We start from the raw sequence: 16,055 nt of genomic DNA, 5'->3' as shown, positions 1-16,055 counted from the left end.
AATCCTGCAATCACGCTAAAATCCTGTAAATCCTGTCAAATCATTAAATCGTGTTCAATGTTAACCCATATAGATAAACAAGGCAACCCATCAATGGTTGATGTATCTGCAAAGCAGGTAACTCATCGTACCGCAACAGCACGCAGTATTGTTGTTTTGCCCGATGAGGTGTTACAACACCTGGCAGATGGCGACCTGATCAGCAAAAAAGGGCCTGTTTTTCAAACAGCGATAATTGCTGGCATCATGGCCGCCAAAAAAACCGGCGAGCTGATTCCGCTTTGTCACCCTTTGGGTATGGATAATTGCCAGGTTACTGTTGAGGTAAATGAGCAACAGGAAATTGTGATTGAATGTACCGCGAGCATTACTGCCAAAACGGGTATCGAGATGGAAGCACTTGTGGGGGCCTCTGTAGCGGCGCTTACCGTTTATGATATGTGCAAGGCCATGAGCCATGATATTGTGATAAAAGAAACCAAACTGATAGCAAAAACAGGAGGTAAACGTGATTTTAAAAGAGCATAATCCCGAAGGCAAGCATAAAAAACACGCCAAACTGGCAAGGCCTTCCACCGGGAATTTTGGAAGAAACGAGTGGGCAATTGTTGGCGGGCCATGTACAGTAATAAAATTACTGGCCGATGATGTAATAGCTGCTTTATCCGCAAGCTATAAATGTGCTTATGCCGATACTGCACACAATCATGATATTACACAGGTACCAGGCAGATTGGCAAGTGGCGCTATTGTGGATTATACCGACCAGGTAAACTACCAGCAATTTAATTTTCCAAACCCGCTGATGCCTTACCAGCTTAAACAGCAATTTGCCAATGCCGACCTGGTGCTGGTGAACGGTAACCACCAGCAAGCAAACGCGCAGGTTGTTATTATCGATATTAATAAAAAGGCGTCGCTACAAAAACGGGTTGAACAGTTAACCAACGTGCAGCTGTTTTTATTAGCCGATTACAGCGACGAGCCTTTTGATTTTATAAAGGAGGCTATCCCCAACTGGCAACAAATCCCCGTTTATAAAATAGCGGACAGGGAAAGGATTATAGCTTTTTTTGAAACCAATTTACTGCAGGTAAGGCCTGTACTAAACGGATTGGTTTTGGCGGGCGGACAAAGCCTGCGCATGGGGTTTGATAAAGGGAACGTAAACTGGCATGGCAAGGCCCAGCGCTACCACATGGCTGATATGCTAAAGCCTTTCTGCAACGAAGTTTTTATTTCCTGCAGGCCCGGTCAGCAAGGCGAAATAGATAAGCAATACCCATCGCTGGAGGACACCTTTACAGGGCTTGGTCCCTTTGGGGCGATATTATCGGCATTCAGGGAACAACCGGATAGCGCCTGGCTGGTTATCGCCTGCGATCTGCCTTTGATGGATGAGGGCACCCTGCGTAATTTGGTAGCCTGGCGTAACAGTTCTTCCATCGCAACAGCCTACCATAGTCCTGTTACAGATTTTCCTGAACCGCTTATTGCTATTTGGGAGCCAAAAAGTTATCCTGTGTTATTATCTTATCTGGCGCAGGGGTATTCTTGTCCGCGTAAGGTGCTCATCAATACCGATATCACACTACTAAACCCGCCAGAGCCGGAGGCATTAACCAATGTGAACACACCGGATGAACTGGAAAGAATAAAACGGGTTATACACCAAAAAACAGCCACAAGCTAATGGATACCGATGATCTGAGATATAGCTGCCAAATTGCACTGCCTGGTTTCAGCGAAGCCATACAGCAGCTATTGCAGCAGGCAAAAGTACTGATAGTAGGAGCAGGAGGGCTGGGTTGCCCCGCAGCGCAGTACCTAACATCAACAGGGGTTGGTACTATAGGCATCGCCGATTTTGATGTGGTATCTGTAAGTAATCTGCATCGCCAGGTTTTGTATACGCCAGACGATATTGGAAAGGAAAAAACCATGCTTGCCTGCGAGCGTTTGCAAAAACAAAATCCGGGTATAAAGCTGGTGCCTCATAGAGATAAGATCACTTCGGTCAATGTTTTAGAGATTGTAAGCCGGTACGATATTGTAGTTGATGGCACCGACAACTTCGAGACCCGTTATTTATTAAATGATGCCTGTGTTTTAAGTGGGAAGCCCCTGGTTTATGGTGCTATTTACCAGTTTGAAGGCCAGGTAGCCGTTTGGAATGTACTTAATAAGGATGGGCAATGGTCACCCAATTACCGCGATCTTTTCCCCGAGGTGGATGCCACCCAGATTCCTAATTGTACAGAAGGCGGTGTAATCCCTACATTGGCGGGCATTATAGGCAGTATGCAGGCCAACGAAGTAATTAAATACATTACCAAAACCGGCGAACTACTTGCCGGTAAAGTATTGATTTTTGATGCCCAAAGCATGCAGAGCCGCATTATTAAAATTGGGTTGGTTACCAAAACACATATCAGGCATTTGGCTGCTACGGTTACTTTTTTAACCATATCAGCAGAAGAACTTAAAAAGCGCATGCAGGAAGATGATACTATTGAACTGATTGATGTACGTACAATTCAGGAACGTGATGCCTATGATATCGGCGGTACCCATATTCCTTTAGATGAGCTGGAAGAAGATATGCCGTACTTTACCAGTACCAACACTAAAGTGTTGTACTGCTCAACCGGTAAAAGAAGCGCCGAAGCGGTAAAGCTGATCCTGAAAAGGATTCCCGAGGCTGATGTTTTATCGCTGGAAGGTGGGTTGAAAGAATATTAATAAGCACGAATCGCACGAATTTTAATAGACACTAATTGCACGAATTTTTTCGAATTACACGAATCCTGCGTAATGAAAAATGGATTAATCTTTTAGGGTTTAAAATTTAGGGTTTGGGATTTAAAATTTAGGGTTTAGAGTTTAAAATTTAGGGTTTAGGGTTTAAAATTTAGAATTTAAAATTTCACCCTACGGATGTGCTGCCACCCAGACCTCGCCATCTTCAAAAGCCTCCTTTTTCCAGATGGGTACGGTTTGTTTTAGGGTATCTATTATATAGCGGCAGGCCTCAAATGCAGCATCCCGGTGCGCGGCAGATACAGCTATGATCACCGGTATTTCGCCAACTTGTAAGGCCCCTGTACGGTGGTGGATCAATACTTTCTGTACCGGCCATTTTTCAAAGGCCTGGTTGGCTATCTTTTCCATTTCGCTTATTGCCATAGGCTCATAAGCTTCAAAATCCAGTTTTAAAACTGCTTTGCCTTTGGTGGCATTGCGTACGGTACCAATAAATATATCTATCCCGCCAGATTCCGGCGACATCACCCAGTCAATACAGGATTGTGCATTCAGGCTTTCCGCAGAAAGTAATACTTGTATATTGTTCATGGATCCCTTAATCAATTAACGATTTCATCAAATACTTTGGCGACTCATGGTAACCCTGGCGCCCATAAAAACGATGCGCGTCAACCCGGCGCGAGTGGCAATGGACCTCTATCCGGTCGCATTTTTTTTCTGTGGCCAAATTTGTAAAATGCTCCTCCAATAATTTTCCAACCCCTTTGCTGCGGGCATTCTCATCTACGGCAAAACAACTTATCCTTGCAAAACTACCTTTAACTACCAATTGTGTTAAAAAATCAAAAGCAATAAAGCCTGCAACCTGCCCATCCAATTCATAAACCAAAGCTTCCGATTGTGGCTGGCTAAGCATCTGTTCCAGGTTTTCAGCTAAAAAGGCTTCCGTACCCGGATAACCCAATTGATCCAGTAAGTTTGATATCGCAGGCTGATCGGCCAAAGTGGCTCTTCTGATACTCATTTTTTTATGATAAAAGATTGAAGGAATAAGGATTGAAAGAACAAGGAACAAGGATTGAAAGAACAAGGATAAAGAAATCTTGTATATGTTTAAACGAACAGAAAATAAGTCCTTGCTCTTTTGTCCAAAAATCCTTTGCCCAAAAAAAACTATCCCCCGCTTACCGGCGGAATAATGGCTATTTCGTCGCGTTCGTGGATGGTATCGCCGGGTAAAGCATACTCGTTATTTACGGCAACCATATACGATGCCAATTGCTTTAAGCGTGGATATTGCTGCTCAAGTACATACTTTAAATTGTAAATGGTAGCGTCATTTGTTAATTCCAAACTTACCAGCGAACTTCCGAATATCTCCTTTGTTACACCAAATGCCAGCACATTGATCTTCATCTCTCAAAATTAGGGCAAAAAGAGATATAATATACCATAGAATTATAAATAATTGATATTCAAAAACTCACCCTTTAGCGGGCCGGCTAACTAAACAACTTGTATGCTAAATTGTATATTTACATATGGCCGTTAAATCCACATATCAAATACCTGTTGTTAAAGTTACAGCTGCAACCAACATCCGGGCAACCGATGCGCTTGCTATTGAAGAACCCTTGGAGATAAGGCTTGAGTATGGAAAAGAAGGGCAACAGCAGGTACAGAATATTTCGGTTACCATGCGTACGCCGGGGCATGATGCCGAACTTGCAAGCGGTTTTTTATTTACAGAAGGTATTATAAAAAATCCGGATGATATTACATCAACCGCTCATTGCTTTATTGCCTGTGCCGAAAACAAGGAAAATGTGATCCAGGTTACCTTAAATCCCGGTGTTGTACCACTTTTGCAAAATAGCGGGCGTAATTTTTATACCACATCAAGCTGCGGCGTATGTGGCAAAGGTTCTATAGATGCCATTCGTACGGTAAGCAGTTTTACCGGCCTGGTGGCAGATCAGGATGCTGTTGCTGCGGATATTTTATACCGGCTGCCCGTTATTTTACAAAGGAATCAGCGGGTATTTGCTGATACCGGCGGTTTGCATGCGTCGGCTTTATTCACCACGCAAGGCGAATTATTATTGTTGCGAGAGGACGTAGGCAGGCACAATGCGCTGGATAAATTAATAGGGGCCGCCCTTGGCTATGGCTGGCTCCCCCTGCAATCAACTATACTGCTTTTAAGCGGCAGGGCAAGTTTTGAGCTGGTACAAAAGGCGGTTATGGCCGGCATTAATATCATTGCGGCTGTAGGCGCTCCGTCAAGCCTGGCCGTACAATTAGCCGAAGAGTTTAATATTACCCTGATAGGTTTCCTGCGCGATGAGCGTTTTAATATTTACACCGCGGCACACCGCGTATTGATACCAAATTATGAAAATACGTATTAAAGGCAATTCATTAAGATACAGGCTTACCAAAAGCGATGTAGTGCAACTGGCAGAGGAAGGCCACCTGCAGGAAGAAGTCGACTTTGGCAGCCAGCAGTTATATTATGCCATTAAAGTGGTTGATGATGATCACCTGTCGTCGATATTCAGGGAGAATACCATTATTCTGTTTGTCCCCAGCGATGTGATCAAAGAACTTGCGCAAACCGATAAGGTTGGTTTTGAAGGTAAACATGGCAGCCTGCACTTACTGGTAGAGAAAGATTTTACCTGCCTGGATGATGTGGCCGAAGATCAGAGCGACAACTACCCCAATCCTTTAGCCGATAAAAAGTGATGAGTAAGGATGCTAAAGAACAGCCGTCGGCAGAAAACCCTGAAGAACTGCTCAATCTGAAAATCAGTAAGCCAAAAGTATGGGCAGCCGGCATTCCCGCGGTAACTGTTGCTATGGTTGATATTTTGCAGGAATCCGGCTTTGTGCGCGGTATGGAAGGCCTGTTTAAAATGAACAAGAAGGACGGCTTTGACTGCTCTGGCTGTGCCTGGCCCGATCCGGACGACGACCGGTCGCCTATTGCCGAGTATTGCGAGAACGGGGCAAAAGCCCTTGCAGAGGAAGCTACAACCAAAAAACTTACTGCCGAATTCTTCGCGCAAAACGCTGTTGCCGACCTGGCTAAACTGAATGACTACGAGATAGGTAAAAAAGGGCGGATAGCACAACCCATGTACCTGCCAAAAGGGGCCACACATTATCAACCCATTAGCTGGGACGACGCTTTTAAAAAGATAGCCGGTAAGCTCAATAGCCTTGCCTCACCAAATGAAGCCGCGTTTTATACCTCTGGCCGTACCAGTAACGAGGCCTCTTTTACCTATCAGTTATTTGTAAGGGAGTATGGCACCAATAACCTGCCCGATTGTTCAAACATGTGCCATGAATCTACCGGTGTTGGTTTGGCCGAGTCGATAGGTATAGGCAAGGGCACCGTTACTCTTAATGATTTTTATGATACCGATGTAATCATCATTATAGGGCAAAACCCAGGTACTAACCACCCAAGGATGCTTACCGCGTTGGAAAAGGCAAAAAAGAACGGAACTGAAATAATTGCGGTAAACCCCTTGCACGAGGCCGGGCTGATGGGGTTTAAAAACCCGCAAACAGTAAAAGGTTTCCTGGGAATAACCACCCAACTGGCCGATCTGTACCTGCAGGTAAAGATCAATGGGGATATGGCCCTGCTGAAAGCCATAGAAAAGCTGCTGTATAGGGCCGAGCTGGAAAGCCCCGGTAAGGTGTTTGATCATGAATTTATAAAGAACAGTACCAAAGGTTATGAAGCGTTCCTGGATCATATTGATCAATTTGATATAAACCATTTAGCCAATGAAGCAGGTGTACCCCTGGATCAGATTCAGCAGGCTGCCAATATGCTGAAGAACAAAAGCCGCATCATTATTTGCTGGGCTATGGGCGTTACGCAGCATAAAAACGGGGTTGATACCGTAAAGGAGATAGTCAATCTTGCTATCCTAAAAGGCGCTATAGGTAAGCCCGGTGCTGGTTTATGCCCGGTACGCGGGCATAGCAATGTACAAGGCAACCGCACCATGATGATATTTGATAAACCGCAGCCCTGGCAACTGGATAAGCTTAAAGAGGTTTTTGGCTTTGAGCCCCCGCGCAGGCATGGTTATGATGTGGTTGAAACTATACAAGCCATGCATGGGGGTAAGCTTAAAGTGTTTTTTGCCATGGGCGGTAACTTTCTTTCGGCTACGCCGGATACTACTTACACGGCCGGGGCAATGCGCAAACTGGAAATGTCGGTCCACGTATCAACCAAGCTTAACCGCAGCCATTTGGTACATGGCGATGAAGCGCTCATATTGCCAACCCTGTCCCGCAGCGATAAGGACATGGTTGGGGGCGAGGCCCAGTTCATTAGCTGCGAAAACTCTATGGGGGTGGTCCAGATGTCAAAAGGTATGCTTAAACCTGTTTCTAAAGATCTGCTGAACGAGAACCAGATAGTTTGCCGCCTGGCTAAAGCCACGTTGGGCAGCCGCTCGGTTGTCGACTGGGATACCTATGCAAATAGCTATGATGCTGTGCGCGATGTAATTGGCAGAGTGATCCCTGGCTTTGAGGACTATAATCAAAAGGTGCGCATCCCTGCGGGTTTTTATCTGCCCAATGGCCCACGAGTGGGTAAGTTTAAAAGTGAGCAGTATGGTGATAAAATAGGCTTTAATATTGCCGGTTTGCCAAGTCACCAAATGGCCGCAGGGGAATACCGGATGGCCACCATCCGCAGCCATGACCAGTTTAATACCACCATTTACGGGCTAAATGACCGTTACCGCGGAATCCATAACGAGCGCCGGGTGATATTCATGAATGAGAAGGACATTACCAAAGCCGGTTTCAAGGAAGGGGAGCACGTAGACCTTTACAATAACTTTGGCGGGGTTGAGCGTGTGGCCCGCCTGTTTGTGGTGGTTCCCTACAACATCCCCGAAGGCAACACCGCGACTTACTACCCCGAAGCCAATGTGCTGATCCCGATTGATAGCGTGGCCGAAAAAAGCAATACGCCCACCTCAAAACTGGTGTTTGTCAGCATCAAAAAGCACCTGGATAATTAAACGCTATAAAACCCGGTTTACACTTAAAAATCAATAAAAAATCGAGAAATATTAAGAAAAATCTGTAATAAATAGCAGAAAAGTATTTAAAAAAAGAGATTTATTTAGATTGAAAAAATATCAATAAGCTTATTTTAAGTTTGTTAATTAAAAAGTAGAGATTTTCATTATTTCAAGGAGCTTTTTTGCCAAAACAGCCCGGTTATGCTATAAAGATAACCGGGCTGTTTGCTATACAAATTTACGAAATTTTGATGGCTTTAAAAAATCGGCAAAACAATAATAAACAACTCACTTTCATTTGTGGGCATTTTGCAAAGTATAAGACTATGCAGTTGGACCTGCATAGTTCCTCAGGGTCCTCTATCGAGAGCCCCTGACGAACCAGCTTTTTAGTCAGTGTCCCCTCAGGGTCTCCTTGAAAAGGGACCCTGAGGTCGTTTGCAAAGTATAAGACTATGCAGTTGGACCTGAATGGTTCCTCAGGGTCCTCTATCGAGAGACCCTGAGGGGACGAAATTTCCCTGCTTTCATTCGCGGGCATTCACTACAAGTCGTTTTGTACTTCGGGGCGAACTTATTAGTCAGTAACCCAAAAAATATATTTAGCTGATGTTAAGTTACTGCCTTGCGGTGTTTATTTATTGTTAGTAAAAAATGTGCTTTTGATGAAGTGTTAATGTATTTGTTAAGTTAAAAACACCATTTAGTTAACAAATTCTAAACGTGTAAAAATTCAGAATTACTACAGATTTGATAGGGTTTCTTTGCGCAAAATAATGCGTTAATGAAACAAATTTACACCGCTTTAATTCTTTTTTTCTTCATTTCATCTTCTTACGCTTCAACCATAACCGGGTATGTTTTTGATAAAAATGTTAACGAACAACTTGTTGGCGCATCGTTGGTGCTACTGCCGGGCGCTGTTAAAACAGTTTCGATGCTTAACGGAAAATATTCAATAAATAATTTAAAAGCCGGTACGTATAAATTAAAAGTATCCTACGTAGGTTATATAACCATTGATACCACAGTACAACTTGGCGATAACCAAAATTTAAAGCTAAACTTTGCACTTGTTTCAAATACTTCAAACTTAAATGGCGTAACCATATCGGCAAAGGGTAATAAAGAATCGGACAGATACGCAAAAAGGGCCGAGCAAAGGGCCGATAACCTGGTTAACATAGTTTCGGCCAATTCAATTGCCATTTCGCCCGATATTACTGTAGCCAATGTGCTGGCACGTGTTCCGGGTGTTTCTGTCGAACGGGGTAATAGCGGCGATGGCCAATATGCCATTATCCGGGGAATGGATAAAAAATACAACACCACTTTAGTAAACGGTGTTAAAATTCCCAGCCCGGATAATAAGAACCGCTATGTACCGCTGGATATTTTCCCAGCTGACCTGGTTGAACGCATTGAAATTGCAAAATCATTAACGCCGGATATGGAAGGCGACGCAACCGGCGGATCGATTAACCTGGTTATGAAAACAGCGCCCGACGAGCTGAGGGTGGAGGGTAATGTTGGAGCGGGCTATAGTCAATTATTTAGTGACCGGTCATTTAAAGGGTTTAACACATCTTCGGTAAATGATAAATCGCCTGCCGAATTAAGGGGAACAGGTACCGCAGCCAATATTTCTGACTTTCCGTATCAAAACCTCATTACTTCTAATAAGAATAATCCTGTAAATACCAATGTAAGCTTAACAATAGGAGACAGGTTTTTGAATAAAAAATTGGGCGTTATTTTTTCAGGCACTTACCAAAACACTTATGCCGGCAACAACACATTCCGTTTGGTTGAAAATGCCACATTGGCCCCGGCAGCCGGCCCCAATGCCGAGATGATCCAGGTTTTTCCGGAGTACCTTGATAGAAAATACTCTTTACTTACAAACAGACTGGGACTTATTTCTACGATCGATTATAGATTTAACATAGATAACTCGATAAGCCTATTTGGTACCTACCTGCAATTAAACGAAAACAGGGTAAGGCTTACTAATGATTTACTGTTAGGGAATTACTCTTATAACGGCTATACCGGTGGTTTTCAGCAAAGTTATGAAACGGAAACAAGGCAAACTCTGCAAAGTATTTACAGCACAATACTACACGGGAAAAATAAATTAGCCAATTTTTTAACTACCGACTGGTCATTAGTGCTTTCGCAGGCAAAGCAGGAATTGCCGGATATAGCATCGTTTAACACAACTCAAGAAATTAGCCCTAATTCATCCGGTACAGCTACATCACTTGCTTATGGACCGGTGGAAACCCGTTCGCAAACAAGGGAATGGTCACATAATACAGATAAGGACCTTGCAGGCTATTTAAACTTTCATTACGATAAACCTATAGCGGGGCATAAATCTATTTTAGGGTTTGGGGGAATGTTCAGGCATAAAAGCAGGGATAACTATGATAATACATATAACTTAAGTGCGCTGAATGATCGTGATTCAAGTTACCAAAAATACGTTTCCATCCCTGCATCTCAATTTACATTTGCGCCTTACACCGACGCATTCGGAAACTCGTTAAGTAATGCAGGGGTTTATACGTTTACAGAAAATGTACGTGCAGGCTATATACAGGAAAAATATTTTATTAATGATCGTATCGACGTTGTATTAGGTTTAAGGGTAGAAACCACGCGCCAACATTTCGACTCCTCGTTACCTGCAACTTTTGCCGGCAAATCGGGCACTATAAACTACGTTGATTATTTACCAAGCATAAACGCCAAATATTCACTTTCCAACACGCAGGCGCTTCGCCTTTCCTATTTTAAATCAATTTTTCGTCCTGCTTATGCCGATCTGGTAACTTATCCAAGCAAAACTGAATCTGATAACTTCCATACATCGGGTAATCCTAATCTGCAGCATACGGTTGTTGATAATTACGACTTCCGTTACGAGGTATTCCCAAACGGGCTTGATCAGTTCATGGTGGGCGCGTTTTATAAAAGAATTGTTGATCCTATTGAATACGGATTAACGCAAAATAGTTATGCGGCCGATTTGCTGTTAATTCCGGAGAATTATGGTACAGCCCATAATTACGGCCTCGAGATGGTTTTCAGAAAGTTTTTTGGTGTGTTTGGAGTGGCCGGTAATTATACCTATACACATTCGCGCATTAGCTCGGTTAAAGAATTTGATTATACCGATCCGGCAGACAATAGTTTTCACAAAACGTTTGTCAACCTTCCACGACCATTGCAGGGCCAGTCTGCCAATGTTGGTAATTTTTCATTGCTATATAAGGATACAAGACATAGCATAGATGCACAGTTAGCCTTGGTTTATACAGGTGAAAGAATAAATACGCTTTCTAAATACAAGGATTTAGACAATTGGGAAAAGGCCACTGTCAACCTCGATTTTTCCGGACAAAAGGAGATTGGCAAACATTATATCATTTATATAAAGGCGAATAATTTATTGAATACCCCATATCAATTAATAGTGAAACAAACTAACAGGGGATATAGCGGCAATTATAAGTTGCCGATGCAGAATAGCCCGGATTATGCTACCATCGAAAATGCAAAATACTATGCCAGGTATACACTTGGTTTCAGATTCAAATTTTAAAACAAATAACAATAACCGATTAATTATGAAAAATTTAAGAAATGCACTGGTTTGCCTATCCGTATTGGCACTCGCAGCTTGCAGCAAAAGTAAAGATAACGCCGTGATATCGGTTCCTCTTTTACAGGTAGGGCAGGCCGTAAGCAATACAGCTCCTTTGTCAGGTTCAATCAAAGGAACTATGCTTGCTGGTAAAACATATACCATATCCGGCGATGTTACCGTTAATGCAACCGATACGCTTTTAATACAAAAAGGTGTAAAAGTAAATGTTACCAATAGCGCAACCTTTATTGTAAAAGGAATACTGGTAAGTTTAGGTACTAAAGATGCCCCTGTTACCATTACAGATCCCCGCAGAACAAAAACTACAGGTAATTCAACCGCGGCAACAGACTCGGCCTATGCAGGCGGCTGGGGTGGTATATATGCCGATGTAACCTGTAAATTGCTGGTAATTAAATGGACCCACCTTGATTTTGCAGGCGCTGGTTTAAAATCGCCTCCGTTTACCGGCCCATCTACAGGCGACCAATATGCTATTTACTGGCAAAACCCTAACGGCAACTTTATTTTAGAAGATTCATGGATATATGGTACACCAGATGATGCAGTGCGTTTTTATGGTGGTAACATCAACATGATGAGAAACACATTAGAAAAATGTGGCGGCCTTGGCGGCGACGGCTTTAATGCCAAAGGCGGTACCCAGGGTAATATGGCCTATAACCTGATCATCGGCGGAGCTACTAATGGAACAAAATCTGCAAATGACGGCGCAAAAGGATCTATCCAATGCCAGATAGCTATGTACAATAATACTTATGTAAATGGCGGTTTCAGAAACCATGGTGTGTATGGTGCCAGGAGCGGATCTGTTGAGGTGGAGAATAACTCAAGAGCTTTGGCTTATAACAACCTTATTGTTGATTGTGATTTTGGTGTGCGCATAGCAGGTGGTAATAATGTTACCGCTAAAGTATACCTGGCCGATACATTAACGCATGCTGATGGTCCTATAACCAAAACGGCCTACGGTTACAACTTTTATTATGCAGATAATGCAGCCATTGCCGGTCAGTTTGTACCTACCAACATAGCCCAGGCTGTAGTTACACATCCACAAGCAACTGATATTCCAAATATGAAAGCCTTTTTAGGTGCATCATACATATTTGGTTTCAAATATGATGGAACATCGTTAGTAGGGCAAAACAACCCCATGTTTGTAAACTATCCGCTTCCAAATTTAAATTTTGTAAACCAGGCATCTGTTGATGCATTTAACTTCCATCTTCAGGCAGGTTCACCGGCTGTTGGAAAAGGCTATACAGGTTTCACTGCTATCGCCAACGTTCCGGTTGATCCTAACTTTGGTTCAAGCGGCATAACCCCTCCGGGTAAAGATATCGGTTGCTACCAGGCCGATGGAACCGGTAACCAACACTAATATTTAGTTACATAATTATAGTATAGCTAATACCATGACAACCCCATTTAATGTAAACAGTATAACAAAATACAATAAATGCGGGTTGTTATGTTTTTTGATGATTTTTGCGGCCGCCTGTAAAAAAGCGGCTAATACAATGGTGGCTACCCGGGATACCGTAGCCATAAAGCCACCTGTAACACCGGTTACTTTTTTATCTCCTGCCTATGATCCGGCTTCGCTGGATACCACTAAGCTATTTAACCCGGTGCCGGTGACTAATCATCTTTTCAGGACAGATTTGGTAGAGATATCCGGGATAGCGGCAAGCAGGGCAAATCCGGGATTGTTGTATATCCATAATGACAGCGGCAATCCTAATCAGGTGTATCTTACTGATGGGACCGGAGCAGATAAAGGGACGCTAACTTTAACACAGGAAAGTAACCGGGATTGGGAAGACATTGCTGTTGGCCCGGGCCCAGTTGCCGGGAAAAGCTACATTTACGTGGCCGATATTGGCGATAACGATGCTAAATACAAAACCATACTCATCTACCGTTTTCCCGAACCCGATTTAACAGGCAAAACACTGCCCGTTACGCTGGATATAAATGAGGTGGATAAAATTGAGCTAAGATATCCGGATGGCTCCCGTAATGCCGAAACCCTGATGGTCGATCCGCAAACAAAAGATCTTTATATAGCAAGTAAAGAAAATAATGTTTCAAAAATTTATACTGCAAGGTATCCCCAAAATACCACCGCAATAACTACGTTAACTCCGTTAATTAAATTGTTGTTTAATAAAGCTACAGGCGGTGATATTGCTGCCGATGGAACCGAAATTTTGCTCAGAAATAAAGAAGCTATCTGGTATTGGAAGTTATCCCCCGGCACCTCAATATTGGCCGGTTTACTTACAAAACCGCAATATGCTCCTTATTTTAATAACGAACCGCAAGGCGAAGGGATAGGTTTTGCCGCTGATGGCTCGGGATATTACACTGATACCGAAGTAAGGGACTATCCGGGAACATTGGCGACAATTTCTTTTTATAAAAGAAAATAGTACAGCCCTTAAGTCCACACTACTAAGTCTAAAGTCATAAGTCGGTTTTTTCTATTTTTTGTATTTTAACCTTACTACATTGGGCTAAAGGCCCATCGGCCAATTAATAATATCACTTAATGCCAGTCATTACCGGCTGTACAAAATTTAACATCGCAAAATGAAATTATTAAAAATTTGGTTGATCGCCTTTGTTGCGTTTAACTCCTTTTGCCTAAACGCTTTTGCTCAAAAAAGCAACCTGGATAGTTTAAAAATTGTTTTTATACGCCATGCCGAAAAACCTGTTAAGGGCGATAACCTCACCTGCCAGGGCATCAACCGGTCATTAAAGCTTCCTGCAATAATAACCGCAAAATTTGGTGTCCCTGCATTGGTATTTGTACCCGCACTGGGTTTAGGCGAAGCCACCAAACATGCACGTATGTTTCAAACTATTGTACCGCTTGCCGCTAAATACAATTTAACCATCAATAGCAGCCGTACCGAAAAAGATTCGTTAGGCATGGCTGCCGATTTAAAAAGTCGTGCAGGTGTTGTGCTGGTGGCCTGGGAACATGGCGGCATAGCGCCAATAGCAAGGGCTTTAGGTGTAAAAGAAGCCGGTTTAAAATGGCCGGATGATGATTACGACAGTATCTGGATTGTAACCTTTAAAAATGGGATTGCGGTTTTAAATAAAGATAAAGAGGGGATAATTCCTGCAAGCGACTGTAGCTTTTAAAATAGATGCATGGACCTGAATGTTTCCTTAGGGTTCTCTGTCGAGAAACCCTCAATGTATTAAGTTAAGAGGCTGATAGGCTGCTCCAGAGGAGCAAAAGCTTTGTAGTAGAAGAGGCTGATAGGCTGCTCCAGAGGAGCAAAAGCTTGGTAGCACAAATAAATTAGCATTTTGCGTGCCAGAGGTACGCTACCTAAGGTTCCGTACCTCTGGCACGGAGCTTCATTTTTTGCTTTTTTGCTACAAAGCTATTCCCCCGCTGGGGGAGAAATTCATAAACTTAATTGCATTGAGGAGACCCTGAGCGGACTAACGTTTACATAATCCATAATCCTTCTAAATATACATCCGCCCAAACAAAACCAGTACATCATGTTTTTATTAAATAAAAAAGCATTATGTCATTTGACCAATACCACGAACCCGCAAACGAGCTATCTGCCGAAACCCGCACCTTTGCCCGGATGATTGTATCACTTACCGAAGAAGCCGAAGCCATTAACTGGTACGAGCAGCGCATTGCTGTTGAAACCGACAAAGACGCCAAGGCTATTATGCAAAATGCACAGCAGGAAGAATTTAAACATTTTGGTATGGACCTTGAATTTTTACTGCGCAAAAAACCGGTATGGCGTACTACTTTAAAGGCCATCCTGTTTCAGAAAGGGGATATTGTTGAGCTTGGCTCAAAAGGCGAAGAAGCGGCAGAATAAAATCATTTTATCATGACCGAGGAAAGAATAAAACTGGTACAGGGCGATATCACCAAAATTAAGGCTGATGCCATAGTGAATGCTGCCAAAACCTCGCTATTAGGCGGCGGAGGTGTGGATGGGGCCATACATCGCGCGGGCGGTAAAGCTATATTGGAGGAGTGTATCCAAATCCGTAACCGGCAGGGTGGTTGCAAAACCGGCGAGGCCGTAATTACTACCGGCGGCAACCTGCCCGCCAAATATGTGATCCATACGGTTGGGCCGGTTTATAACAATGGCGGTAAGGGCGAAGATGCTTTGCTGGCTTCTGCCTATTTAAACAGCCTGAAACTGGGTGCCGAAAACCATGTGGAAACTATTGCTTTTCCCAATATCAGCACAGGCATCTATCACTTTCCCAAAGAAAAGGCGGCAGCTATCGCCATAAAAACCGTTCGGGATTTTTTGGCAGAGAACGAAAGCATTAAACAGGTAACTTTTGTTTGCTTTGATGATGAGAATTGCGGCATATATTCGGGTTTGCTGGAGTAAGGCTTTCACGAATGCACAAGAAGAAATCAGCAAATCAATTGCGTCTCTGCGTCTTTGCGCGAAACCCTTTTTTAACTTACTGGCATTGCTCTCCGGGGCACACCACTGTTGTTTAAATTGCAAATTGTACCTACT

Annotated in this window: 15 protein-coding genes; 12 read left to right on the top strand and 3 right to left on the bottom strand. The window is 43.2% G+C overall.

The genetic code is table 11. The annotated features are described in order from the left end of the window. The first annotated feature begins 57 nt into the window (after positions 1-57). From moaC to AC1DO4_RS09895, 3 genes are read left to right on the top strand one after another with little or no spacing between them, the layout of a single operon-like run. Positions 58-528, top strand: coding sequence for a cyclic pyranopterin monophosphate synthase MoaC (gene moaC, locus AC1DO4_RS09905; RefSeq protein ID WP_477415311.1), 471 nt, complete (start codon positions 58-60; stop codon positions 526-528). After that, complete coding sequence (locus tag AC1DO4_RS09900; RefSeq protein ID WP_477415309.1) at positions 509-1,693, top strand: NTP transferase domain-containing protein; 1,185 nt, start codon at positions 509-511, stop codon at positions 1,691-1,693. Before moaC ends, AC1DO4_RS09900 begins: the two co-directional genes overlap by 20 nt. Then, positions 1,693-2,742, top strand: a complete 1,050-nt coding sequence (locus AC1DO4_RS09895) for a ThiF family adenylyltransferase (RefSeq protein ID WP_477415307.1) — start codon at positions 1,693-1,695, stop codon at positions 2,740-2,742. Before AC1DO4_RS09900 ends, AC1DO4_RS09895 begins: the two co-directional genes overlap by 1 nt. Before the next feature lie 189 nt (positions 2,743-2,931). Here the strand turns inward: AC1DO4_RS09895 and AC1DO4_RS09890 are convergent, their stop codons facing one another. The 3 genes from AC1DO4_RS09890 to AC1DO4_RS09880 form a co-directional block, all read right to left on the bottom strand. Continuing rightward, on the bottom strand, positions 2,932-3,354 hold the full coding sequence (locus AC1DO4_RS09890; protein WP_477415305.1) for a molybdenum cofactor biosynthesis protein MoaE: 423 nt from the start codon (positions 3,352-3,354) through the stop codon (positions 2,932-2,934). A 7-nt stretch (positions 3,355-3,361) separates the two neighbouring features. After that, the gene (locus tag AC1DO4_RS09885; RefSeq protein WP_477415303.1) at positions 3,362-3,790 is read right to left on the bottom strand and encodes a GNAT family N-acetyltransferase; all 429 of its coding nucleotides are present in this window, start codon (positions 3,788-3,790) and stop codon (positions 3,362-3,364) included. Between the two features lie 149 nt (positions 3,791-3,939). After that, entirely contained in the window at positions 3,940-4,182 is a 243-nt protein-coding gene (locus AC1DO4_RS09880; RefSeq protein ID WP_090649787.1) for a MoaD/ThiS family protein, read from the bottom strand. 125 nt (positions 4,183-4,307) lie between these two features. Between AC1DO4_RS09880 and fdhD the strand changes: the two genes are divergently transcribed. From fdhD to AC1DO4_RS09835, 9 genes are all read left to right on the top strand, one after another. Beyond that, positions 4,308-5,177, top strand: a complete 870-nt coding sequence (fdhD, locus tag AC1DO4_RS09875) for a formate dehydrogenase accessory sulfurtransferase FdhD (RefSeq protein WP_477415301.1) — start codon at positions 4,308-4,310, stop codon at positions 5,175-5,177. Continuing rightward, a complete protein-coding gene (locus tag AC1DO4_RS09870) occupies positions 5,161-5,514 on the top strand; it encodes a DUF7009 family protein (protein WP_477415299.1) in 354 nt (117 codons plus the stop codon). The genes fdhD and AC1DO4_RS09870 overlap by 17 nt, the downstream gene beginning before the upstream one ends. After that, positions 5,514-7,832, top strand: a complete 2,319-nt coding sequence (locus AC1DO4_RS09865; RefSeq protein WP_477415297.1) for an FdhF/YdeP family oxidoreductase — start codon at positions 5,514-5,516, stop codon at positions 7,830-7,832. The genes AC1DO4_RS09870 and AC1DO4_RS09865 overlap by 1 nt, the downstream gene beginning before the upstream one ends. A gap of 787 nt (positions 7,833-8,619) precedes the next feature. Continuing rightward, the gene (locus tag AC1DO4_RS09860; RefSeq protein WP_477415295.1) at positions 8,620-11,445 is read left to right on the top strand and encodes a TonB-dependent receptor; all 2,826 of its coding nucleotides are present in this window, start codon (positions 8,620-8,622) and stop codon (positions 11,443-11,445) included. Positions 11,446-11,470: 25 nt separating this feature from the next. Beyond that, positions 11,471-12,895, top strand: a complete 1,425-nt coding sequence (locus AC1DO4_RS09855; RefSeq protein WP_477415293.1) for a hypothetical protein — start codon at positions 11,471-11,473, stop codon at positions 12,893-12,895. Positions 12,896-12,929: 34 nt separating this feature from the next. After that, positions 12,930-13,949, top strand: coding sequence for a hypothetical protein (locus AC1DO4_RS09850; RefSeq protein WP_477415291.1), 1,020 nt, complete (start codon positions 12,930-12,932; stop codon positions 13,947-13,949). Positions 13,950-14,109: 160 nt separating this feature from the next. After that, the gene (locus AC1DO4_RS09845; protein ID WP_477415289.1) at positions 14,110-14,673 is read left to right on the top strand and encodes a histidine phosphatase family protein; all 564 of its coding nucleotides are present in this window, start codon (positions 14,110-14,112) and stop codon (positions 14,671-14,673) included. A gap of 398 nt (positions 14,674-15,071) precedes the next feature. Beyond that, positions 15,072-15,386 carry a ferritin family protein gene (locus AC1DO4_RS09840; protein WP_477404339.1) on the top strand — a complete coding sequence of 105 codons (315 nt, stop codon included), beginning with the start codon at positions 15,072-15,074 and terminating at the stop codon, positions 15,384-15,386. A gap of 12 nt (positions 15,387-15,398) precedes the next feature. Further along, positions 15,399-15,920, top strand: coding sequence for an O-acetyl-ADP-ribose deacetylase (locus AC1DO4_RS09835; protein WP_477415287.1), 522 nt, complete (start codon positions 15,399-15,401; stop codon positions 15,918-15,920). The last annotated feature ends 135 nt before the right edge of the window (positions 15,921-16,055 follow it).

It is taken from the genome of Mucilaginibacter sp. P5_A6 (assembly GCF_056400585.1).
Note: the sequence above shows the minus strand (reverse complement) of the source record. Positions and strands in the feature narration are given on the sequence as shown.

Excerpts from the sequence above, each read along its gene's own strand:
- AC1DO4_RS09880 (WP_090649787.1), bottom strand. The coding sequence starts at position 4,182 with ATGAAGATCAATGTGCTGGCATTTGGTGTAACAAAGGAGATATTCGGA.
- AC1DO4_RS09845 (WP_477415289.1), top strand. The coding sequence starts at position 14,110 with ATGAAATTATTAAAAATTTGGTTGATCGCCTTTGTTGCGTTTAACTCC.
- AC1DO4_RS09865 (WP_477415297.1), top strand. The coding sequence starts at position 5,514 with ATGAGTAAGGATGCTAAAGAACAGCCGTCGGCAGAAAACCCTGAAGAA.
- AC1DO4_RS09840 (WP_477404339.1), top strand. The coding sequence starts at position 15,072 with ATGTCATTTGACCAATACCACGAACCCGCAAACGAGCTATCTGCCGAA.
- AC1DO4_RS09855 (WP_477415293.1), top strand. The coding sequence starts at position 11,471 with ATGAAAAATTTAAGAAATGCACTGGTTTGCCTATCCGTATTGGCACTC.
- AC1DO4_RS09895 (WP_477415307.1), top strand. The coding sequence starts at position 1,693 with ATGGATACCGATGATCTGAGATATAGCTGCCAAATTGCACTGCCTGGT.
- AC1DO4_RS09870 (WP_477415299.1), top strand. The coding sequence starts at position 5,161 with ATGAAAATACGTATTAAAGGCAATTCATTAAGATACAGGCTTACCAAA.
- AC1DO4_RS09835 (WP_477415287.1), top strand. The coding sequence starts at position 15,399 with ATGACCGAGGAAAGAATAAAACTGGTACAGGGCGATATCACCAAAATT.
- moaC (WP_477415311.1), top strand. The coding sequence starts at position 58 with ATGTTAACCCATATAGATAAACAAGGCAACCCATCAATGGTTGATGTA.
- AC1DO4_RS09850 (WP_477415291.1), top strand. The coding sequence starts at position 12,930 with ATGACAACCCCATTTAATGTAAACAGTATAACAAAATACAATAAATGC.
- AC1DO4_RS09885 (WP_477415303.1), bottom strand. The coding sequence starts at position 3,790 with ATGAGTATCAGAAGAGCCACTTTGGCCGATCAGCCTGCGATATCAAAC.
- fdhD (WP_477415301.1), top strand. The coding sequence starts at position 4,308 with ATGGCCGTTAAATCCACATATCAAATACCTGTTGTTAAAGTTACAGCT.
- AC1DO4_RS09890 (WP_477415305.1), bottom strand. The coding sequence starts at position 3,354 with ATGAACAATATACAAGTATTACTTTCTGCGGAAAGCCTGAATGCACAA.
- AC1DO4_RS09860 (WP_477415295.1), top strand. The coding sequence starts at position 8,620 with ATGAAACAAATTTACACCGCTTTAATTCTTTTTTTCTTCATTTCATCT.